Source organism: Arthrobacter sp. ZGTC212, from assembly GCF_002929255.1.
In the GTDB taxonomy this organism is placed as follows: Bacteria; Actinomycetota; Actinomycetes; order Actinomycetales; family Micrococcaceae; genus Arthrobacter_B; species Arthrobacter_B sunyaminii.
Genome location: NZ_PJIJ01000004.1, coordinates 188,026 through 210,242, shown reverse-complemented (window position 1 = coordinate 210,242; position 22,217 = coordinate 188,026). Strand labels below are relative to the sequence as shown.

General features: G+C 65.9%; 21 protein-coding genes. 14 read left to right on the top strand and 7 right to left on the bottom strand.

The window, feature by feature from the left end; genetic code table 11:
• Positions 1-684, bottom strand: coding sequence for a M15 family metallopeptidase (locus CXQ89_RS16500; RefSeq protein ID WP_104162054.1), 684 nt, complete (start codon positions 682-684; stop codon positions 1-3).
• An 86-nt stretch (positions 685-770) separates the two neighbouring features.
• Between CXQ89_RS16500 and CXQ89_RS16495 the strand changes: the two genes are divergently transcribed.
• The 6 genes from CXQ89_RS16495 to CXQ89_RS16470 all read left to right on the top strand — a co-directional run bounded on the left by CXQ89_RS16495 (position 771) and on the right by CXQ89_RS16470 (position 5,541).
• Positions 771-1,460 (top strand): response regulator transcription factor, encoded by a 690-nt coding sequence (locus CXQ89_RS16495; RefSeq protein WP_104162053.1) that lies wholly within the window; start codon positions 771-773, stop codon positions 1,458-1,460.
• Positions 1,461-1,470: 10 nt separating this feature from the next.
• A complete protein-coding gene (locus CXQ89_RS16490; protein WP_308471692.1) occupies positions 1,471-2,622 on the top strand; it encodes a HAMP domain-containing sensor histidine kinase in 1,152 nt (383 codons plus the stop codon).
• Between the two features lie 176 nt (positions 2,623-2,798).
• Positions 2,799-3,416, top strand: coding sequence for a transcriptional regulator (locus CXQ89_RS16485; RefSeq protein ID WP_104162051.1), 618 nt, complete (start codon positions 2,799-2,801; stop codon positions 3,414-3,416).
• Entirely contained in the window at positions 3,413-3,631 is a 219-nt protein-coding gene (locus CXQ89_RS16480) for a hypothetical protein (RefSeq protein WP_104162050.1), read from the top strand. Before CXQ89_RS16485 ends, CXQ89_RS16480 begins: the two co-directional genes overlap by 4 nt.
• Positions 3,632-3,648: 17 nt before the next feature.
• Positions 3,649-4,485 carry a PhzF family phenazine biosynthesis protein gene (locus CXQ89_RS16475; RefSeq protein ID WP_104162049.1) on the top strand — a complete coding sequence of 279 codons (837 nt, stop codon included), beginning with the start codon at positions 3,649-3,651 and terminating at the stop codon, positions 4,483-4,485.
• Positions 4,486-4,728: 243 nt separating this feature from the next.
• Positions 4,729-5,541 carry an SDR family oxidoreductase gene (locus CXQ89_RS16470; protein WP_104162048.1) on the top strand — a complete coding sequence of 271 codons (813 nt, stop codon included), beginning with the start codon at positions 4,729-4,731 and terminating at the stop codon, positions 5,539-5,541.
• Between the two features lie 38 nt (positions 5,542-5,579).
• Here CXQ89_RS16470 and CXQ89_RS16465 read toward each other — a convergent pair whose 3' ends face one another.
• A complete protein-coding gene (locus CXQ89_RS16465; protein ID WP_258060177.1) occupies positions 5,580-6,872 on the bottom strand; it encodes an MFS transporter in 1,293 nt (430 codons plus the stop codon).
• Between the two features lie 270 nt (positions 6,873-7,142).
• Here CXQ89_RS16465 and poxB point away from each other — a divergent pair, with 270 nt between their 5' ends.
• From poxB to CXQ89_RS16445, 3 genes are all read left to right on the top strand, one after another.
• The gene (gene poxB, locus CXQ89_RS16460) at positions 7,143-8,861 is read left to right on the top strand and encodes a ubiquinone-dependent pyruvate dehydrogenase (protein ID WP_104162047.1); all 1,719 of its coding nucleotides are present in this window, start codon (positions 7,143-7,145) and stop codon (positions 8,859-8,861) included.
• An 839-nt stretch (positions 8,862-9,700) separates the two neighbouring features.
• A complete protein-coding gene (locus CXQ89_RS16450) occupies positions 9,701-10,183 on the top strand; it encodes an N-acetyltransferase (RefSeq protein WP_104162045.1) in 483 nt (160 codons plus the stop codon).
• Complete coding sequence (locus CXQ89_RS16445) at positions 10,180-10,743, top strand: GrpB family protein (RefSeq protein WP_104162044.1); 564 nt, start codon at positions 10,180-10,182, stop codon at positions 10,741-10,743. The genes CXQ89_RS16450 and CXQ89_RS16445 overlap by 4 nt, the downstream gene beginning before the upstream one ends.
• A gap of 62 nt (positions 10,744-10,805) precedes the next feature.
• Here CXQ89_RS16445 and CXQ89_RS16440 read toward each other — a convergent pair whose 3' ends face one another.
• From CXQ89_RS16440 to CXQ89_RS16420, 5 genes are all read right to left on the bottom strand, one after another.
• On the bottom strand, positions 10,806-11,441 hold the full coding sequence (locus tag CXQ89_RS16440; protein ID WP_104162043.1) for a response regulator transcription factor: 636 nt from the start codon (positions 11,439-11,441) through the stop codon (positions 10,806-10,808).
• A 13-nt stretch (positions 11,442-11,454) separates the two neighbouring features.
• On the bottom strand, positions 11,455-13,128 hold the full coding sequence (locus tag CXQ89_RS16435; protein WP_104162042.1) for a sensor histidine kinase: 1,674 nt from the start codon (positions 13,126-13,128) through the stop codon (positions 11,455-11,457).
• A 23-nt stretch (positions 13,129-13,151) separates the two neighbouring features.
• Positions 13,152-13,793: a hypothetical protein gene (locus tag CXQ89_RS16430; protein ID WP_104104739.1), complete on the bottom strand. Its 642-nt coding sequence runs from the start codon at positions 13,791-13,793 to the stop codon at positions 13,152-13,154.
• Between the two features lie 242 nt (positions 13,794-14,035).
• Complete coding sequence (locus tag CXQ89_RS16425; RefSeq protein ID WP_104162041.1) at positions 14,036-14,410, bottom strand: hypothetical protein; 375 nt, start codon at positions 14,408-14,410, stop codon at positions 14,036-14,038.
• Between the two features lie 227 nt (positions 14,411-14,637).
• Positions 14,638-15,381 carry a FadR/GntR family transcriptional regulator gene (locus CXQ89_RS16420; RefSeq protein ID WP_104162078.1) on the bottom strand — a complete coding sequence of 248 codons (744 nt, stop codon included), beginning with the start codon at positions 15,379-15,381 and terminating at the stop codon, positions 14,638-14,640.
• 170 nt (positions 15,382-15,551) lie between these two features.
• Here CXQ89_RS16420 and CXQ89_RS16415 point away from each other — a divergent pair, with 170 nt between their 5' ends.
• The 5 genes from CXQ89_RS16415 to CXQ89_RS16395 are packed head-to-tail and all read left to right on the top strand — an operon-like array spanning position 15,552 to position 22,212.
• On the top strand, positions 15,552-17,075 hold the full coding sequence (locus CXQ89_RS16415) for an ABC transporter substrate-binding protein (RefSeq protein ID WP_104162040.1): 1,524 nt from the start codon (positions 15,552-15,554) through the stop codon (positions 17,073-17,075).
• Positions 17,076-17,130: 55 nt separating this feature from the next.
• Positions 17,131-18,078 (top strand): ABC transporter permease, encoded by a 948-nt coding sequence (locus CXQ89_RS16410; protein WP_104104768.1) that lies wholly within the window; start codon positions 17,131-17,133, stop codon positions 18,076-18,078.
• Positions 18,078-18,965, top strand: coding sequence for an ABC transporter permease (locus CXQ89_RS16405; protein WP_104055666.1), 888 nt, complete (start codon positions 18,078-18,080; stop codon positions 18,963-18,965). The genes CXQ89_RS16410 and CXQ89_RS16405 overlap by 1 nt, the downstream gene beginning before the upstream one ends.
• Entirely contained in the window at positions 18,962-20,773 is a 1,812-nt protein-coding gene (locus CXQ89_RS16400) for an ABC transporter ATP-binding protein (protein WP_104162039.1), read from the top strand. The genes CXQ89_RS16405 and CXQ89_RS16400 overlap by 4 nt, the downstream gene beginning before the upstream one ends.
• Positions 20,770-22,212 (top strand): amidase, encoded by a 1,443-nt coding sequence (locus CXQ89_RS16395; protein WP_104162038.1) that lies wholly within the window; start codon positions 20,770-20,772, stop codon positions 22,210-22,212. The genes CXQ89_RS16400 and CXQ89_RS16395 overlap by 4 nt, the downstream gene beginning before the upstream one ends.
• The last annotated feature ends 5 nt before the right edge of the window (positions 22,213-22,217 follow it).

Here is a 22,217-nt window from a genome sequence, read left to right as displayed (position 1 = left end):
TCACGCAGCGCCCGGCGAATGGCATTGCGGCTGCGGGAGGGCAGCGTGCGCAGGATGCATCATTGGGTCCAGGGTAGGGTCGGCATACATGTCCGGACAGCCGGAGGTGACGGCTTCCGGGCGCAGTTCAAAGTGCCAGGGTTCGTTGCCGTAAATCTGGCACAACCCGTATTCGGCACCGTATGCGGACAACCATGCCGAGGCCTCCGCGTACCCGATGTCCACGGCGTCCCCCGACACGTGGGCAGATGTCTCCGGAGTGGCCACCCACCGGGCAGCTTCCTCAGCGGAGCCGTACTCAGCGACCGCCTCCTTGAGAAGCTCATCCTGGTACTGCGGCGAACGCCAACCGCTGGTGACCACGACGTCGATGCCGTAGTAGGCGGCGTCCTTTGCCGCCTGCTGGAGCGCGTCGAGCAGAGGGGAGCTGAGGTTGGCTATGGCTGATGAGCTCTCATCGAAGGCCGAAAAACGGTCAGAAACCGTGCCGCCGTCAGTGTACTGCTGACCGAAATCCTCAGCCAGGGGCGGGGGCTTGGGGCCCGCGCCCCCGGGGCTACCGCGCCCGACGTCGAGCGGCGGTCCGGCCAAAGCAAAGAAGGAGGCGACGGCGGCGAGGATGGCCGCGAAGACAAACCATCGGACGCGGCGGTCTGCGGCGCGCGCTGGGGAACTGTTGGTCATGCCTCCACTCAAGACTGCGGCATGTTCCCGGCACGTATGAAGTTTTTGATACGCGGAAGATACGTGCCGCCTCGTAGCATAGGGGCATGCGTGTGTTGATTGTCGAGGACGAGCCCTTCTTGGCAGATGCCGTCCGCGTCGGCCTCCGTCTGGAAGCCATTGCGGCAGACATTGCCGGTGACGGCGACACCGCCCTCGAACTGCTGAGCATCAACTCCTATGACCTGGCGATTCTGGACCGCGACATCCCCGGGCCCTCGGGCGACGAGGTCGCGCGCCACATCGTCTCTTCGGGCAGTGGTATACCGATTCTGATGCTCACTGCCGCCGACCGGATCGATGACAAGGCCTCCGGGTTCGAGCTGGGAGCCGATGACTACCTCACGAAGCCGTTTGAGTTCCGTGAACTGGTTTTACGGCTGAGGGCCCTCGATCGCCGGCGTTCCCGTGCCCGGCCTCCGGTTAGAGAGATCGCCGGGCTGCGGTTGGACCCCTTCCGCCGGGAAGTCTTCCGCGACGGGCGCTACGTGGCGCTCACCCGAAAGCAATTCGCTGTACTTGAAGTCCTGGTTACGGCAGGAGGAGGTGTTGTCAGCGCCGAAGAACTGCTGGAAAAAGCATGGGACGAGAACGCCGACCCCTTCACCAACGCCGTGCGCATCACGGTCTCCGCCCTGCGCAAACGGCTCGGTGAACCCTGGATCATCAGTACCGTCCCCGGCGTCGGCTACCGCATCGACACCCAGCCAAACGTCGATGCAGGAGACCGTGGATAGGCCACGGGGGTTGAGTGTCCGTACCAAACTGGCCCTCAGCTACGCCGGATTCCTGATGTTTGCAGGCGCCCTGATCATCGCTGTGGTGTGGGTCTTCCTGCTGCGGTACACACCCGACGAGGCGGTGTTTGTACCGGATCTGATCACGTACGGCCCCGTCACCTATGTTCCTGGCCGATCCGACCTCTGGCGCGCCTTCGCGCCCAAGGCGGCCGCAGCCCTTGGTGTCCTGCTGGTCCTCGGATTGGCTGGAGGATGGATTCTCGCCGGCCGCATGCTTGCGCCGCTGACGCACATCACCGCCGCCACCCTCACGGCAATGAAGGGCACGCTGTCTCACCGGATCCGGCTGGAGGGCCGCCGGGACGAGTTCCGTGAGTTGGCGGACAGATTCGACGCCATGCTCGAACAACTCGAAAAACATGTCGAGGAACAGCAACGGTTCGCTGCCAATGCCTCTCATGAACTGCGCACCCCACTTGCGATCTCGCAGACACTTCTTGAGGTGGCGCGCAATGATCCTGCGCTGGACCCGGTCCAGCTCATCGACCGGCTTCACGCCGTCAACGCCCGCGCCATCGACCTCACCCAGGCGCTGCTGCTGCTCAGCCGCGCGGACCGGAATTCCTTTGCCCGGGAAACCGTGGACCTGTCCCTGCTCATGGATGAAGCCACCGAGATTCTGCTTCCCCTTGCGGAGAAACGCCGTATCACCATCCATGCTTCCGGCGAGGTCGCCTCCACCACAGGGTCCCGCGCCCTCCTGCAACAACTGACAACCAACCTGCTGCACAACGCCATTGTGCACAATCTGCCCGAAGACGGGGCCGTGTGGGTCACCACCAAAGCCCACCCGAACAGCGTTGAACTGATCATCGAAAACAGCGGCGAACAGCTCTCGTCCCCATTGATCTCGACGCTCACCGAACCCTTCCAGCGCGGTACCGAGCGCATACGCACCGACTCTGCCGGCGTCGGCCTCGGCCTGGCCATCGTCAAAAGCATCACCCAGGCGCACGAGGGAACCCTCACCATCGCCGGACGGCCCCACGGCGGACTCCGCATCTCCGTTGAACTTCCCGATGCCACTCCTACAGGCGCGGCTGCAAGTGTCCGGCACCTTCGGTCCGGCGCCCCGCAGCCTGCTTTCGACCGGTCATGATGGGCACCTCCATAATGCGATCGGGTCTACTCTCCGACTTCGCCACCGGCCGGCTCGAGGGCTTCCTGCAACAGACGGACCTGGATGGCCTGCTGGTCGGAGCCCTATCGAGAAGCTCTTAACCCCAATGCAAAGAAACATTTGCAAATAAACCTTTGCAGTGCCATGCTGTCACCATGACCGCAGATTCACAGCCTGAACCGAGTCCAGCCCAGGACGGGGAACACGTCCTCGAAGGTCCCGTCCTCAAGGCCCTCGCCCACCCACTCCGTGTGCAGCTGCTCCAGGTCCTCTCTCAGTACGGGCCCCAAACAGCCAGCAGCATCGGCAAGCGGGTGGGGGAATCGAGCGGTGCGACGAGCTATCACCTCCGGCAACTGGCCCGCCACGGCCTGGTTCGTGAAATCACGGACCGGGGTTCGGGACGCGAGCGGTGGTGGGAGCGCACGCGCGGAGCCCTGACCATCAACGCACCGACGAAGCAGGACCCCGCCGTCCGGGAAGCAGTCCGCCAGGTCAGCCGGACTTTCGAACGCGGACGCGCAGAACTGCTGGCCACCTTCATGGAGAGCGACCTGTCCGCAATGCCGCCGGAGTGGGCTGAAGCGCCGATGATCAGCACCTTCAACGCCCACTTCACCGCGGATCAGCTGGAGGCGTTCACCAGGGACATGGAAACAGTCCTGCGCGAGAAGCTCGAGACCTACCGCAGCGATCCAAAGACACCCGGGGCCCGCCCCGTTCAGCTGCATTTCAACGCATTTCCACTCATCGATACACAGGAGCCGACATGAGTTCTGCCGTCCTCGGGTATTACCAACCCGCCCCCACCAGCGCCCACGCAGGTTTCACCTCCCGCGCTCTGATCCGTCTGGGTACGGCTTTCATCGCAGCCGGTTCCCGGCTCGCCGATCAGGAGGGTCCCGAAACTGTGCTCCTCAAACAGCATGCTGAGCGTCGAACCGATGCATCCGCCATCGCACACAGCGGCCTCCACCTGCTGCTGTAAAACACTAAAATAGCGCTATGAAAGCGCGTCCCTACAGTGCAGTTGATGTTTTCTCCGCCGACCCATATCGAGGCAATCCACTGGCGGTGGTGCACGGTGCCGACGGCCTGAGTGCCGAGGAAATGCAGCGGTTCGCCACCTGGACCAACCTCTCGGAGACAACGTTCCTCCTGACCCCCAGCAGTCCGGAGGCCGACTACCGGGTGAGGATCTTTTCCGCGAAGGAAGAACTGCCCTTCGCCGGCCATCCCACGCTCGGGTCGGCCAAAGCATGGCTCGACGCGGGCGGATCCTCAAAGTTCGGTGGGACGCTCGTTCAGGAGTGCGCGGCCGGGCTCATCCCGGTCCGGGCCGAGGGGGACCTGCTGGCCTTCGAGGCTCCGCCGCTCATCCGCTATGAACCCGTTGATGAACCGCTCACCCGCAGGATAGCGGCGGTCCTGGGGATCCCGCGGGACGCCATTCTTGCTGCATCGTGGCTGGTCAACGGCCCGCAATGGATCGGTGTCCGGCTTTCCTCGGCGCAGGAGGTCCTGGGCCTGGAACCTGATCCGGCCAAAGCCGGCGATCTGGAAATCGGCGTAGTGGGTCCGCACGAGTCCACGGAGGAAACCCAGTTCGAGGTGCGTGCCTTTGTGGGGGGAGATCCCGTCTGGGAAGACGCGGTGACCGGCAGCCTGAACGCGGGCCTGGCGCAGTGGCTCATCGACACAAAGCTGGCAACGCTGCCCTACACAGCATCACAGGGAACCCTTCTCGGACGGCAGGGCCGGGTGCACGTCAGCCTTCGCGACGGAGGAATTTGGATTGGCGGCCATGTCACGAGCTGCATTGAGGGAACGGTCCGTCTTTAGCGTTCGGATCACCGCCGCACAGGTCCTCAGCACAGGATTCCGTCACCGCCTGATCGATGAATGCGGTGTCCGCAGGGGGGAAGCTCGTACCCAGATCTGATGGCCGACGACTGACGGCGCTGCCCAGCGCTGCCCGGGAGGCAACCCCGCGGGACAACCGCGCCGGCTTTGCGGACAGAAACCGGCCGCATGCACTGCCACGATGGAGCTCAGCACCAGCCAGCCCCACCGAAAGGACCGCCCATGCGCATTCTCGTCACCGGAGCCACCGGGCAAGTTGGACGCCACCTCGTCGCCCAGCTTAACGACGCCGGCCACACGGTCCGCGCGCTCACCCGCACCCCTGCCAGGGCGGGCCTGCCGACCGGAGTCGAGACGGTGGCCGGCGACCTCACCGACAGCACCAGCCTTGCCGCAGCATTCGAGGGCATGGACGCCCTCCACCTGATCACGTTCGGCGGGGAGGAACGCGAAGACCTCGCCAACGGGACAGAGATTGTTCAACTCGCCGAGCGGTGCGGCATCAGCCGGGTTACGGTCCTCGGTGGCTGGGCGCCCACCAGCATCGAAATAGCCCTGGCGGTGAGTTCCCTCAGCTGGACCATCGTGCAACCGGCCGAATTCATGGGCAACGCACGGGAGCTCGTCCCCGAAATCCGGGCCTCACGCACAGTCTCCATGTTCGCGGACTACCCCGGCGCCGTCGTGCATGAAGCCGACATTGCCGCCGTCGCTGCCACGGCCCTAACGGCCGACGGTCACGGGGGCAAAACTTACCGGGTGACCGGACCGGAGTCACTCACCCCTGCGGAACGAACACGCCTGCTCGCGGAGGCAACCGGAGAGCCGATCGAGTTCGTGCAGCTGGGTGAGGAGGCAGAACGCCAACGGCTGCGCGGTTACGGCTATGCCGAGGACTACGTCGAGTTCGGCATCCAGCTGGCCGCGAATCCTCCCAATGCCGCCGGCGCCGTCCTGCCCACCATTCTCGACGTTACCGGCCGCCCGCCACGGACCTTCTCCCAGGGGGCCAGAAAGCATGCCGACCAGTTCTGAGCCACGCCGGCAGCCTGGGCGGCAGGCCCCGCTGGCGCTTAGGCCGCGGCCTCGTGCCGACGCCGGACGGTGAGCACGGTGAGCGGAAGCAGGACTGCGGTGGCCAGAACGGAGAGCGCCGGGAAGCTGCTGGCTGCCAGCAGCGGGCCGGCGGCGAAAGCCGCCACGGCGCCGCACAGGTTCGCGAGGGCATCGACGCCGCCCTGGGACGACGCGCGGGTTTCGGCTGAAACGACCCTGCTGAACAGGGCTGACCCGGCAACATTGACGAATGACCAGCCGACACCCAGCAGGAACAGGGACACCATAATCCAGCCGGTGTCACCGGGCCGGAGGGCGCCGATCGTCGCTGAGGCGCCGAAAATCAGGATGCCCGCCCCAATGCTGGGCCGGTGTCCGTAACGGTCAACGATGAATCCGACCACGGGTGCCAGCGCGTACATCCCGGCGATGTGCAGGCTGATCGTGATGCCGATGATCGAGATCGATCCGCCCTGATGCGCGAGATGCACCGGGGTCATCGTCATGATCGAAACCATCACCACCTGGGCGGAAAGGATCGCGATCATGGCGAAGCGGGCCGGCCGGTTGGTGCGCAGTTCGGCCAGGATGCGGCGGATCGGGGCCCGCTTCTTCCCGCCTGGTGCGGGGGAGAGCGCGGCCGATGAAGCAGAGCCCTGCAGGATCAGCAGCGGATCGGGCCTGAGCCGCAGGAAGACGATGACGCCGGCCAGACCCAGACAGGCGGCGGCCACCAGGAACGCCCCGGCGAAGACGGTAAGTCCGGTGGCCCGGTGGATGATCTCGCCCGGGACCCCCAGATTCGGGCCGAGCACGGAACCAATGGTGCCCACCCACACCACCAGGGCCAGGGACCGGCCCTTGTGATGCGGTTCGGCAAGGTCGGTCGCGGCAAACCTGGCCTGGAGGCTGACGGCGGACCCGGCACCGATCAGCAGCAGGCCGATGAACAGCGGCACCACGAGGCTCCACTGGGCCGCCGCGACCAGGATCGCCGCGCCTGCGGAGGCGGTCCACCACCCCGTGGCCAGGGCGACCCGGCGGCCGCGGCGTGCGGCCAGGTTTCCCAGCGGCAGTCCCAGCAGGGCGGCCCCGAGTGTGCTGGCAGTCCGCGCCAAGCCCGCCCAGGCTTCGTTCTGGGTAACTTCCCCGGCCAGCAGCACGCCAATCGAGGGTGCGACGCCTACGCCAACGGTGCCGATGATCTGCATGAGGACGAGCACGCGCATGGTGCGCCGCTGCACCAGGCCCAGCGGGTCCGGCGCCTCAGCGGGCAGCGGACCCCGGGCGGGAGGTTGCGGGTCTGACACTGGAGTCCTTTGTTGTGTTGTGTGGGGTTCGAGGCGGCTTGCTGCGCACGGCCGTCGGCTGAGGCATCCCCACGCTCATAGCCATACCCTATATCCGTAAGGGTCCCCACTTAGGTGGCAATTGTGCCTAGCTCGGGCAGTCCTGCGGCCGTCGTCGTACCCCCAACTACTCGTCACGCCGCGCCAAGTCAGGAGCCACACCTCTTTCACTGCCCGATCCCGCCGCTTAGACTGACCGGGCCGTCTGAACGCGCCGAACAGAGGAACAGCATGCCTACGATCGCCGAGACCGTTGTCCATAACCTCGCCGCCAACGGGATCCAGCGGATCTGGGGAGTTCCCGGCGACTCGCTGAACGCGGTGACCGAGGCCATCCGCCGGGAGAAGGGCATCGAGTGGATGCTCACCCGGCACGAAGAGGAAGCCGCGTTCGCTGCCGCGGGTGAGGCGGCGCTGACGGGCGAGCTCGCGGTGTGCGCAGGCAGCTGCGGCCCCGGCAACATGCACCTCATCAACGGGCTCTACGACGCGCACCGCAGCCGGGTTCCCGTGCTCGCCATCGCCTCGCACATCCCGAGCGACGAGATCGGCAGCCAGTACTTCCAGGAGACCCGGCCCACCGAATTGTTCCGCGATTGCACGGTCTTCTGTGAGATGGTCCTGAGCGCCGAGCAGATGCCGCGGCTGCTGGAGATCGCCATGCGGACTGCCATCGAAAAGCGGGGCGTCGCAGTGCTCGTGATGGCCGGCGACACCGCGCTGGAAGACGCCGACGACGAGCGCGTCTTCACGGTCCGCCGCACCGACTCCGTGACCGTGCCTTCCCCGGCGGAGCTGCAGGAAGCCGCCGCCACGCTGAACTCGTGCGGGAAGGTCACGATCCTGGCGGGCGCCGGCGTCGAGGGGGCACGCGAGGAGGTCCTCGCCCTCGCCGACGCCCTGGCCGCGCCGATCGTGCATGCCCTCCGCGGCAAGGAATTCATCGAACACGACAACCCGTTCGACGTCGGCATGACCGGGCTCCTCGGCTTCGCGTCCGGCTACCGGGCGATGGAGGACTGCGACGCGCTGCTGATGCTCGGCACCGACTTCCCGTACCAGCAGTTCTACCCGAAGCACGCGAAGATCCTGCAGGTCGACATCCGCGGCGAGCAGCTCGGCCGCCGCATTCCGCTCACCCAGGGCATGGTCGGCGGCGTGCGCGAAACGGCGGCGGCGCTGCTGCCGCTGCTCGAGCGGAAGACGAACCGCACGCACCTCGAGAAGTCGCTGGACCACTACCGCCGCACCCGGAAGCAGCTCGACGACCTGGAGAAGCAGGGACCGGGCACCATCCATCCGCAGCACCTCGCCCACCTGATCGACAAGCTCGCCGACGACGACGCGGTCTTCCTGCCCGACGTCGGCACACCCGTCATCTGGGCGTCCCGGCACCTGCACATCGGCGCACGACGGCGGCTGATCGGCTCCTTCTGGCACGGCACCATGGCGGCGGCGACCCCGCTCGGAATGGGCGCCCAGGCTGTGGACCGGAACCGGCAGGTGGTGGTCCTCGCCGGCGACGGCGGCCTCGCGATGATGCTCGGTGAGCTGCTGACCGTGGTGCAGCACAAGCTGCCGATCAAGATCGTCGTGGTCGACAACGCGGCGCTCAGCTTCGTCGAGGTGGAGATGAAGGCGGCGGGTCTCGTCAACTTCGGCACCGGGCTCGAGAATCCGGACTTCGGTGCGGTCGCGCAGGCGGTGGGAATGCACGGCGAGAGCGTGACGCGCCCGGAGGACCTCGAGGGTGCCCTGCGCCGTGCGTTCGAGTACGACGGCCCCGCGCTTGTCACAGTCGCGGTGGAGCGGCAGGAGCTGTCCATGCCGCCGAAGATCGAGGCGAAGCAGGCCACCGGCTTTGCGGTCTACGCGATGCGCACGGTGCTCGCCGGCAACGGCCGCGAACTCATCGACCTGGCAAAGGCGAACGCGCGGCAGCTGCTGTGAACGCGGCATATGCCTGAGCTATTTGGTCCTTCGCTGGACAGATAACAGGATTACTGCCCGACAGCTTTTTCAGTTGACGAGAATCCAGAGTGTTAGGCACATATGACGTATATGCCCGGGGGAGCAGGCAAAGGCCGGGAAGCCATTTCAACACTAAGCTGTTGTGTTGTTACATCGGCGAGTTGCAGGCAGAAGGCAAAAAGTGAAAAACCCTGGTGTGTGGCGTGAACCGCACCGTGACGTCAAGTTTCCCTATCAGGACGCTCTACAGCTTTGGGCTGATGCTGCTATCCCGGTCTTGGAGAATGTTGCTTCTCAATACAACGGTTACATCTTCTACAAAGACTTGCAGGAACGTCTCTTCACAGAGACTGGAGTCCATACAACTATCCAGTTGCCGAACTGGATAGGCAAACCGCTCGGCGCTGTCCTGCATCACTGCCACGAGCGGGGGTTGCCTGCCCTATCTGCTTTGGTTGTTCGGTCAGGAAGCGGCATGGTGGGGGAGGGTTTCAACGAGTACCTCAGGATCGCAGGGCGGGAAATCGTTACTGATCCGCTCGAACTGGAATGGGTAGCGGCTGAGGAGCGACTCAAGTGTTATCAGCGGTACTGCAGCGAGGTCCCAGCAAACGCGGAGGCATCCCTGACGTGCGAATACGGGGAACGCGTTAGTAGGAGGAAGGCCACCGTACCCCAACCACTTCCGGCGTGTACGAGCTGCGGAATGGTGCTGCCACGTTCGATGCAGTGCGACTACTGCGACGACTGATTGCTTCCGGCTGTGCTCGCCGCGGCGGCTGGGGCCCGCACGGCGGCCCACCCCCTAGAGTGATCGAATGACCATTGAACTGCGTGCGATGCCGGCTGAAAGACTCCCCGCATGGCTCGAGGAAACCCGCCGGAACTACGAGCAATCACGCATTGAGTCAGGCGAATCCGCGGAAGTGGCGGCCCGAAAAGCGCACGCATCGATCTCGCCGTCATTTCCGGACGGGCGGATCGCACCAGGCCACCTTGTTTACGACGTCCTCGCTCTGGAAAGCAACGGAAAGTCCACGATCGTCGGGTACCTCTGGATTTCACAAGCAGAGGAAGGAGCAGACGCGTGGTGGGTTTCGGATATCGAGATTCATGAGGATCACCGGGCCAAGGGCTACGGCCGTGCCGCTATGCAGCTGGCGGAGGTTGCCGCGGCCGAACAGGGCGCTGCGACGCTGGGCCTCAACGTGTTCGGCTACAACACCGTGGCCCGTGACCTGTATGAGTCCCTGGGATATGAGACCGTCTCCACGCAAATGCGAAAGCCGGTAGGGCAATGACACACCGAAAACGGTGCCGGCCTGACGTAACAACGCTGGAGCTGATCGGGGGTCTCGAACGGATCGAAGTGGCCCTGCACAGCTACGACGACCGGTGGCCGGACGTTTATCAGACGCACCGCCGCCGGATCGAGACCGCTCTCGCGCCACTACGCGTCGAGATCGAGCACATCGGCTCGACGTCGGTGCCGGGCTTGGCAGCAAAACCGACTATCGACATTGTGGTTGCCGTGGAGGACATCACCGCGGAAGAGGACTACCTCGATCCGCTCCTCGCCGCCGGGTACGAGCTGCGGGTCCGCGAACCGGGACACCGCCTGGTGCGCACACCGGCCCGAGACGTGCATGTGCACCTGTACCAGCAGGACGATCCAGCTGTGGCCGAATACCTCCTCCTGCGCGACCATCTGCGGGCCAATGCAAAGGACCGTTTGCTCTATGAGAGCACCAAGAAAGCCCTGATCAGCAAACAGTGGGACGACATGAACGACTACGCCGACGCGAAAACCGACGTCATCCTGGCGATCAAGGCCCGGGCCCGGGCCGCTCGGGGACACTGAGGAGGGCAGCCACCGCTGGGTGTCCGGCGGCACCAGTTCCATCGGGTTCCCGGCGACGCCCCCTACGGAGCAGGAGCCTCAGCGCCGTCCACCCCGGCATCGCGTGCTGCTGCCACGGCCTGCGCCCGGGTGGTGACACCGAGCTTACGGAAGATGCTCGAGACCACGTTGCGCACCGTTTTGACCGAGAGCACGAGCACGTCAGCGATATGTTCGTTGGTGCGGCCCCGGCTCATGAGGCCCAGCACATCCCGCTCGCGCGGTGTGAGCTGCGGGAACGGCTGCGGCGGATGCAGTCCTGCACGCAGGCCCTGGGCAACCTCCGGTGCGATCGTCATGCCGCCGGATTCCACGGCGTCCAGTGCGGCCCGGATTTCCGCATGGCCGGCGCCTTTGAGCAGGTAACCGCTGGCTCCTGCCCGCAGCGCCGCAAGCATGGTTGCCGGTTCGTCCACCATTGTCAGTGCCAGGACCCGGACTAACGGATGCTCGGCCACGATGCGCCTCGTGGCCTCCACGCCGCCCATGCCCGGCATCGACAGGTCCATGACCACAATGTCGGCTTCGCAGGCCGCCGCCAGCATCACCGCCTCCTCTCCGCTCGCCGCTTCGGCAACTACCTCGACTCCGAGCTCATCGAAGAGGGCCCGCAACCCGTCACGGTAGACCGGATGGTCGTCACACAGCAGGACTTTCATGCGCGTGCCAATCTCAATCCGGAACAGGGATCCGGGCGCGGACAGCGGTGCCCGCGCTGCTGCTGGTGATGGACAGTTCTCCGTTCAGCTCAGCGACGCGCTGGTGCATCGAGTCGAGCCCGACGCCGGCACTGGGCTGGGTGGGATCGAACCCGGTCCCGTCGTCGACGACCTCCAGATGCAAGGCGTCCCGGTCCGCCGTCAGCCGGATATCCACGGCGGAGGCACCGGCGTGCCGTACCGCGTTGCCCGCCGCCTCCGCTGCAAGACGATAGACCGCCACCTCGACCGCTGCCGGCAGAGATGTCGCCGCCATCGCCGTCACCCTCACGCTGGTTAGTCCCGAGAGCCGGACAGCGAGTTCGTTGAGGGCACCTGCCAGCCCGAGGGTGTCGACGGCGACAGGGTGCAGGTCGCGGGAGATCCGGCGAAGAGCGGTGACGGCTTCGCTGCCGGCGGTGCGTGCCTTGTCCAGGGACTCGCGGGCGCGCTCCGGTGAACGGTCCAGGGCCAGGCCGGCGACGTCTGTCTGGGCGATCACCGCAGCGAGCAGGGGGCCTACCTCATCGTGCAGATCACGGCGCACCCGCCGTCGTTCCTCCTCCCGGGCCACCGCCAGCTCGGCGCGGGAACGGCGGACGTCCGCCGCGAGCCGTGCTGAGCTGAGCACCGCGGCGATCGACGGTGAAACCGCGTCTATTTCTTCAGCGGCGTCTCCGGCCAGCTTCGGCGTGAGGAGGAACCCCTCGAGCCGGCCCAGATGAAGGAGCGGCACCCGGTGGTGGCCCGGATCGCCGTCGGAGGCCACGACGTTTTCACCGACCTTGATGGCGAGGCCCGAGAGGCCAAGGTCGCGGGCGACTTCAGCGAGCGTCGCGTTCAGGGCGCTGGAGGGATCGGCTGCGCCGTCGAGCTGGGGGCCCACCGAGCGGAGGGTGCGCGAGCCCGTGCCGACCGCGGTGAGGGACAGTGCGACCGGCAGGAGGGGGAGGGTGAGCACCTGAATCAGGGGCGACCATTCATTCGCGGCTGCTCCCACTGCGATTCCTGTGAGGCCCGCAACGGCTGCGATCAGTACCGGCAACGCCTGCCGGCGTCGGGCGGGACTTGTCAGCTGCAGCGCCAGGAACGCTGCCGCGGTGAAGGCGGTGCATGCGGTGAGCAGGACGCCTGTCAGGGACAGGGCTGGAGAAAAAGGAAGCTCGAGGGGGTTGGGGTACTCGACGCCTTCCTCCACCGTGACCGTTGGCAGTGTTGCGAATCCGAGTGCCATCACCGCGGTGCTGAGGACGGCGGCAAGCTTAAGCCGGGAGGAACTCCGCCAGCGCGCAGCCCTCAGCACGCCCAGCGTGTAGGACAAACCGACGGCGCTGCCCCAGGCCCAGGTGCATATCCAACCCGCGGTGACGGACAGGGGCGAGCCCGCCACCGCCAAACCACCCGTCGCGGCCGCCACACTCCATGCTGCCGCGATGGTCAGGACAGCCCCGGCCGGGCGGCCGCGGACCGTCCAGATGGCCGCAAGCACCGTCCATGACAGAGCCGCCACCGTGTCCTGCACCAGGTTTGACGTGAGTGCCCGCTCAGGACCCACGACGACGACTGCTCCGGCTGCGCCCACGGTCAAAAGGAAGCAGACCGTGGGCCCTGTCAGGGCGCGAAGGCGGCGGGCGGTTGGCTGGTTCATAACGCCTCGATGGGGACGTTCGTTTAGGCATCAGTGTGAACGCTTGCCGGTTGCGGAGCAAGGGAAAACACTTTGTAGACCGCCAGCGCGATCAGGGCGGCGACGAGTGGTATCTGGGTGAGTGCGACGACGGGACCTAGGCCGGCGGTGAGGAACCCTAGAACAACTCCGGCGAGCAACAGCAGGGGCATCCACCGGGGAGCTGACTTGGCGATCAGCAAGCCGATGCCCATGACGATGAGTCCGATGCCGAACAGCGGAACCGACCAGTACGAGACCACCAAACCCGCCGGGCCGTCTTCCAGGTGCAGGAGGGTTTGCATGGAGGCCCCGTGGTCGAGCCCCGGGGCCGTTGCTCCCCAGGCGGCGTAGCCCTGGACCGCCTGGCTGACGGCGTTGAAGAAGGTGCCCACAGCGGCGATGGCCGCGCCCGCGCGCGTGACAGTTCCGCCCAGTCCGGCTACCAGCCAGAACAGGGGAAGCAGCAGGTAGGCGCCGGCGGTGGTGAGGAGGCGGGAGAGGATGAGCTGGTCGCGGTATTCCAGCATCAGGGGAAAGGCCGTGGCAGGGTCACGGCCCAGATTCGGCAGGAGCGCCTGACCGGTAACAAAAAGGATTGGAGCGGCGAGGGCCGCTGCGAGCAGAAGGATACGTGTTGGTGTCATGTGCTGATGCTGGCCCGGGCCGTTCCCGGGTGGACAGAGGCGCAGGTCCCGGTTTGTCACCGTGCTTCGATATCACTGTCAGTGCGCCGGTTTCCGCACCAGGGGCAGGATGCAGCATGACGGGTTCCTAGCCCAGAAGTTCCTTCACCGCCTTGTCGATGAAAGCGGTGTCAGCGGGGTTGCTGCCGCCGCCGGCGAAGTGCCCCCAGATGCCGGGAATGACGCGCACTTCGGCCCGTCATTTAGGCGCCGGCAGGACTCTGGCCCATCCGCCTTTGGGCGACTAGCCAGGTTATCGCCCAATATGCGGCTGGTGTCAGCGCCAGCAGCGAAACGGCAGCCAGGGGAATGGCGGCACTTGCTGTCCACGTAAAGAGCGGAACTAGCAGCGACAACGTGAGAGTAAACATTCCAATGACTGCAAGATATTTTGAAGAGTTTTCCGCTCTCATAAGATCTGCAACCGCGAACGTCCCCGCGCATAAGGATGCAAGCGCCGCAAAAACGGACAGCGGAATTAAGCCGTTCGCGCCAACAAAGACGGAGCCGATCGAGAAAAGTGCAGCCACCAGGATGGTGGTCCCAGTTGAAAGACCCAGAAATTTCTGACGACCCATGGGTGACGCCTCCTTCCTTACTGCGATTGCAGTTCTTCGCGCTTTTTCGCAAGCTCGCAGATTTCATTCCATTCGGAGGCAGCAACGCTAACAAGGATCAAAACTGCGGGCAAAGCGCAAAGTTTCCCGCCTGCGGGCACGGCGCACCAATGAACCGAATCACCGGTTCATCACGGAGAGCGGCAGGTAGGCGCTGACAATCCAGTTGGGTGCACCCGGCTACAGGCTCAGAGCGCAGCCAGTCCGTTGCGTCCGTCGGCATCCAGATAGGCATCATGGGCGGCGGTGATGGAGCGGCGGGCGTGCTCGGCGGCGGCCGCGCTGTCCCCGCTGGCAATGGCACGGAAGAGCAGTCGATCGCTGGCGGCGGCATCCCGCATGGCAGCCCCGGGGTCACCGGCCGAAGAGATTCGATCATTCATGAGGTCCAGGAGCGCGCCGGAGACGGCCTGGCCGCTGGCCTGCAGCAGCTGGTTGTGGCTGGCCTCCCAGACGACGGCGTGAAACTCCAGATCCGCTGCATTGAACAGGTCCATGCTGCCTGCCGCCGATTCCATGCGCTCCACGGCACCGCGCATCGCGGCAAGCTGCACGGGGGTGTGCAGTGCGGCTGCCAACCGGCAGGCGGAGCTTTCCAGGATGATGCGGAACTGGACGAGGTCCGAGAGGGACAGAGACGCGATCCGAGCCAGCGTGGTGAAGGACTGCTGCAGCGCCTGTCCGGTGAGGGGAAGCACCTCCGGTCCGGAGCGTCCGCCGGGACGGGAGGCGATGAGTCCCCGGCTCTGCAGCACCCGGAGCGCTTCACGCACCGTAGGGCGGCTGACCGAGAACTGGACCATCAGCTCGCGTTCGCTGGGCAGATGCTGTCCGGGCTGAACCTCGCCGGAAATGATGACCGCTTCGATCTGTTCCACCACGCGTTCGTAGGTCAGGACGGGGACAGCGGGAGAGAAACTGATTTTGCTCATGCGGCCCTTCACAATCGAAGTTTTTTCGAATCTACCGGGCCGCATCGGCCAGCGATATACCTCCGTCCAAAACTTTCACTGGTAAGACCAGATAAATAGGTAGACAGGCTGGCACTCCATGAGGTTGTCTGGTTCAAATTGTTGGACTTGCCGGAGGATGGAGATCCCCAATGAATCGTGCACCTTCCCGGGCAGCTGCGGTCGCACTGCTGGCTGCATCGGCGCTCTTCCTGTCATCCTGCTCTGCGGGTTCGTCCGGGGAGGAGCCGGCCGAGTCCGCTGAGGAGCGGTCCGGAATCACAGTGGCCCTCACCGGAGAACCCACCAACCTTGACTTCACCACCACCGCCGGCGCCGCCATTCCCCAGGCGCTGATGACCAACGTGTATGAAGGCCTGGTGGAAATTGACCAGGACGGTGCCATCCAGCCGCTGCTTGCCGAGTCCTGGGACATCAGCGAGGACCGCCGCACCTACACGTTCACGCTGCAGCCGGACGTCACCTTCTCCAACGGCGAGCCGTTTACCGCCGACGACGTGAAGTTCAGCCTCGACCGCGTCAACTCCGGGGCATGGGTTTCGAGCCTGAAGAACAAGATGGCCATTGTGGAGGCGGTCAACGTCCTGGGTGACACCGAAGTGGAGATTGTGTTGAGCCGGCCGAGCAACGCCTGGCTTTTTGACCTCGGCACTCCGGTGGGAGCCATGTTCGATGAAAGCGGCGTGGATGATCTGGCGAACACCGCCATCGGCACCGGACCGTTCACCATCGAGGCCTGGAACCGCGGGCAGTCCATCGAGATGAAGGCCCGCGACGACTATTGGGGCGAGGCGCCCAAGGTGGAGACCGCCACGCTGCGCTACTTCGCGGACGCAACGGCGACCACCAATGCGCTGCGCTCCGGCGACGTGGACGTGGTCTACAACATGCAGGCACCCGAGCTGCTCTCCACCTTTGAAAGCGACGACGCCTACCAGGTTCTGGACGGCACCTCCAACGGCGAAATCATCCTGTCCATGAACAACAAACAGGCACCCTTTGACGATGTCCGCGTGCGCCAGGCGGTCATGCACGCCATCGACCGGCAGGCCGTGCTGGATACCGCGTGGAGCGGCTACGGCACCGTGGTGGGGGCGGCCGTACCGCCCACCGACCCGTATTACGAGGACCTGACCGACGTCAACGCCTATGACCCGGACAAGGCCCGCGAGCTGCTCGCCGAAGCCGGAGCCGAGGACCTGAACATCACCTTCAGTGTTCCTACCCGCCCCTACGCCACAGCCGTGTCCGAAATTGTGGTCTCCCAGCTGGCGGAGGTGGGCATCAACGCCACCATCGAATCCGCTGAGTTCCCCGCCGTCTGGCTGGACAAGGTCTTCACCCAGCATGACTACGACATGTCAGTGGTCCTTGCCGTGGAAAGCCGGGATTTCCTGACCATGTTCAACAACCCGGACTATTACCTGGGCTATGACAACTCCAAGATCGCCGAGACGGCCGCCACGGCGGACGCCGCCGACGAAGCCGGCTACGTCGACGGCATGAAGGACGTGGTCCGCACGGTGACCGAAGACGCAGCCGCCGGAGTCCTCTTCCTGTTCCCGAACATTGTGGTGGCCGACGCCGAGGTCACCAACGTCCCCGCCAACTCCGTCACCGAGGCCCTGGACCTGACCGGAATCGGCTGGAGCTGAAACCGGCGCGAGAGCATCCTGCGGCGCCGACGGCACGGACTGAAAAGAGGCACGCATGGGCATCAGGCTGCTGATCAACGCGGCACGGTTCGCCGTCACCTTCCTGGTGGCCACGGTGGCGGTCTTCATCTTCATGCGTGCCGTCCCCGGCGACCCGGCGCAGATTGCGCTGGGCGTCAACGCCACACCGGAGCTGCTCGAGCAAACCCGGGCGGAGTTCGGCACTGACCGGCCCCTGCCGGTGCAGTACTTTGACTGGACGCTGGGCCTGTTCCGCGGAGATTTCGGCACCAGCTACGTCACCCGCCAGGACATCACGCCGCTGATCCTGGACCGGGTGCAGGTCAGCCTGATCCTGGTGGGCCTGGCCATGGCGGTTGCCCTGCTGATCGCCGTTCCGCTGGGCACCCTGATGGCCGTGAACCACCGCCGGATCAGCGGCATCCTGCTCAGCGGGCTGAGCCAGGTGGGCGTGGCCATTCCCGGATTCCTGGCGGCCATCCTCCTGGTGGTGGTGTTCGCCGTCGGGCTGGGCTGGTTCCCGGCCAACGGCTGGACGCCGCCGGGCGAGGACTTCGGCGATTTCCTTCGCCGGGTGTTCCTGCCCGTACTAGCCCTGGCCTCCGTCCAGGGTGCCATCCTCACCCGGTACGTGCGGTCCGCGGTCCTGGAGATCATGAGCGAGGACTATCTGCGCACCGCCCGCGCCAAAGGGCTGGGGCGGACCGAAGCGCTGGTGAAGCACGGCCTGCGCAACGCCGCCATTCCGGTGCTTACGGTGACCGGGGTGCAGCTGGCCGCGCTGATCATCGGCGCCGTGGTCATTGAGCGCGTCTTCGTCATCCCCGGGCTGGGCTCCCTGCTCCTGGACGCGGTGGGCAACCGGGACCTGCTGACCGTGCAGTCCGTGGTCATGGTGCTGGTGGCCATCACCCTCACCATCAACCTGCTGGTGGATGTCCTGTACACCGTGTTGGATCCCCGAATCCGGAAGAAGGCCTGATGAGCGATCTCACCCCGGCTGCCCTCACCGGAGCCGCTCCGGTCCCCGTCGGGCGTCCCGGCCGCGGCAAACCTTCGCCCACCCTGCTGATCGGCGCGGCACTGGTGGCCGTCGTCGTCGCAGCCGCCCTCCTCTCCTTTTTCTGGACACCGTACGATCCGGTCCGGGCCGTACCCGAGGACCGGCTGCTCGGCTCCAGCGCGGAGCACCTGATGGGAACCGACCGCTACGGCAGGGACGTGTTTTCGGGAATCCTCTACGGCGCCCGGATCACCCTGCTGGTGGGCCTGATTTCCGTCGGCATTGCCCTTCTCATCGGAACGCCCCTGGGCATCCTGGCCGGAATGCGCGGCGGCGCGGCCGAAGAGATCAGCATGCGCGCCGCAGACATCCTGATGGCGTTTCCTGCCCTGCTGGTGGCCATCATGTTCGGCGCGGTGTTTGGAGCGGGAACGACGACGGCGATGGTCGCCATTGGCATCGGCTCAATCCCGGGCTTTGCCCGGGTGGCGCGCAGCGGAACCCTGCAGGTGATGAGCACCGAATATGTCCTGTCCGCGCGTGCTTCCAGCCAGAGCGCACTGCGCATCGCCCGCCGGCATGTGCTCCCGAACATTGCGGGGGTGCTGGTGGTCCAGTGCTCCGTCACGTTTGCGCTGGCCGTCCTGGCGGAAGCGGCACTGTCCTTCCTGGGACTCGGTACGCCGCCGCCAATTCCCTCCTGGGGCCGGATGCTGCAGGAATCCCAGCAGTTCCTGGGCACCTTTCCGGCGCTCGCAATTTGGCCCGGAGCCGCCATCGCCCTGGCGGTCCTGGGCTTCAACCTACTGGGCGACGGGCTGCGTGACCGGTTTGACCCCAAGCTGAACGGGGAGGCTCCGCGATGAGCGAGCGGCTGCTGGAGGTGAAGGACATTCGGGTGTCCGCCGGCGAGCACACCCTGGTGGACGGCTTCAACCTGGAGCTGGGCAAAGGTGAACGGGTAGGACTGATCGGTGAGTCCGGGTCCGGCAAATCAATGACTGCCACGGCACTGATGGGGCTGCTGCCGGAGGGGGTCTCCGCCACCGGCTCCATCCGGCTGGCCGGAACCGACCATGACCTGGTGGGGGCCCGGGACAGCCAGATGCAGCGGATCCGCGGCAATGCGATGACCATGGTGTTCCAGGAACCCATGAGCGCCCTCAACCCGCTCATGAAGGTGGGACCGCAGGTGGCCGAGGTGATGCTCAAACACCGCACGGTGCCCAACCGGCGCGCGGCTGCTGCGAAAGCCGTGGAGATGCTGGCCTCCGTTCGGCTACCCGATCCCGAGGAAGCGGCCCGGGCCTATCCGCATCAGCTTTCCGGCGGACAGCGGCAGCGCGCCATGCTGGCCATGGCGCTGGCCAACGATCCGGCGGTCCTGCTGTGTGACGAGCCCACCACGGCCCTGGACGTGACCGTGCAGCGCCAGGTCCTGGACCTCATTCTGGAATCCGTGAGCCGGCGCGACACCGGACTGCTGTTCATCACCCACGACCTGTCAGTGGTGGCCAGCGTCTGTGACCGCGTCCTGGTCATGAACAAGGGCCGCGTGGTGGAAGAGGGAACCACCGAACAAGTGCTGACCCGGCCCGCCCACGCCTACACCCGGGGGCTGTTGGCGGCCTCGGACCTGGAAGCGACGGACAGTGACGGCCGGCTGTTCACGGTGGCCTCGGCCGACGCCTATGTACCGCCAAAGATCGCCTCCCCGCCCGCCGAAGGGACGACGGCGGTCTCCCGGCCTGTCCTGCCTGACCGGCTTAACCCGCCTGCCGTGGACGCCCTGCCTGACCGCGAAGGGAACGACGGCGCCGCCGAGCCGCTGATCAGCGTGCGGGACCTGGTGCGCACCTACCGGCGCGGGCGCACCTCGCTCTTTGGTGCACCCGCCGAGGTGCAGGCACTGCGAGGCATCTCGTTTGAGGTGGCTGCAGGGCAGCGGTTCGGCGTGGTGGGAGAGTCCGGGTCCGGCAAGTCCACGCTGCTGCGGATCCTGGCCGGACTGGACCGGCCCACGTCCGGCAGCGTCAAAGTTGCCGGAAACGAGGTGGCCGGGGCACGGGAAAACGAACTGCGCCAGCTGCGCCGCGAGCTTCAGATTGTTTTTCAGGACCCCATGGGATCGCTGGATCCGCGGATGCGGGTGCGTGACATCATCACGGAACCGCTGCTGCTGCCGGGGGAAACGGCGCGCCGCGGCAGGCATGCTGAACGCGCGGCCGAAATGCTCCGGGCCGTTGACCTTCCGCCCGAAGCAGCGGACCGCTTTCCGCACCAGTTCTCCGGCGGACAGCGGCAGCGCATTTCCATTGCCAGGGCCCTGATCGGAGAACCGCGCATCCTGGTGGCCGACGAACCGGTGAGCGCCCTGGACGTTTCAGTGCGCGCACAGGTGCTGAACCTGCTCTCGGATCTGGTGGACCGGTACAGCCTGACCCTGGTGTTCGTGTCCCATGACCTCGCCGTCGTACGGCATCTTTGCGACAACGTGGTGGTGATGAACCAGGGGCTCATTGTGGAAAGCGGCCCGACGGAGCAGATTTACGAGGACCCGCAGCACGAGTACACCCGGACGCTGGTGGCGTCCTCGATGTCGCTGCGGACGGAACTCGCCGGGTGGGCGATGGACACCCGGGAAGAACTGACCAGTCAGGGAGAGGGAAAATGACGGAGACGGCCAATCAATCACCGCAGCAGGAGGGCACCCCGCGCAGCCGGGGCCTCCACGACCTCTCCGCCGCCGAGCTCAGCAGCGCATATGCCGCCGGAACCCTGACCCCGGTAGAGGTGGCAGAAGCGGTCATCGAACGGATCCGGGAGCGGGAACCGGAGCTGAACGCGTTCTACCGGTTTGATCCGCAGGACGTCCTGCGCCAGGCCCAGGACAGCGCCGAACGGTGGCAAGCGGATTCTCCCCACAGCGCATACGACGGCGTGCCCTGCAGCATCAAGGAGAACATTTCCCGGGCCGGCATCCCTAAGCCGTCGGGAACAGCCCTGCCCGATCCGCCGGTGCCGGCCGGGAACGCGCCCATCACCGACCGGCTGCTGGAAGCGGGAGTGGTCATTCTCGGGTCTACCACCATGCCGGACTGGGGCATGCTCTCCTCCGGAGTGTCCAGCCTGCACGGGGTCTCGCGCAGCGCCTGGAATCCGGCCTGGACAACGGGAGGCTCCAGCGCCGGAGCCGGCAGTGCGGCGGCCGCCGGATACGGGCCGCTGCATGTGGGAACCGACATTGGCGGATCCATCCGGCTGCCCGGAACCTGGCAGGGACTGGCCACGCTGAAGCCCAGCGCCGGGCTGGTCCCGCTCGATGCGCCGTACACCGGGCGGGCAGCGGGCCCGCTGGCACGCACGGTGGCGGACGCCGCCGTCCTGATGGAGCTGGTGGCACGGCCTGACCCCCGGGATTACACCACCAGACCGTTTCCGCCCCAGCAGTGGAGCGCCGAACCGGCAGACCCGGCGCCGCTGCGTGTTGCCCTGCAGCTGGACGCCGGCTGCGGAGAGGCACCCGACGCCGAGGTGCTGGCGGCGGTGCAGGCTGCCGCCGCCCTGTTTGAGCAGGCCGGAGCCGTGGTGGAAATCCTGGCTCCCTTCATCGACGAGGACATGCTGCACGGGCTCGACGAATTCTGGCGGACCCGGTCCTACGCGGATCTGGAGGAACTGGAACCCGCGCACCGGGAGCTGGTCCTGGATTACATCGTCCGCTGGTGCTCCCGCGGCGCCGACGTCTCGGGCAGCCAGACCATCCGGAATTTCCACAGCATCGGACGGATGCAGCAGGCGACGGCGCTCGCCGTCGCACCTTACGACGTCGTCCTCTCACCGGTGGCACCCATGGCGGCGTTCCCCGCTGAACAGCCCATGCCCCTGCCTGACCCCGAGCGGACCATGGGCCATATCGGATTCACCGTGCCGTACAACATGTCCGGCCATCCCGCTGCCACAGTGAACTGCGGATTCACGGCGAACGGCAGACCTATCGGCCTGCAGCTTGCCGGAGCGGTGGGCAGCGATGCGGAGCTGCTGAGGATTGCGGCCTGGTATGAAGCGGCGCGGCCTGGGTCTTCAACTCCGAACTGGACAGCGTTGGCCTGATTCGG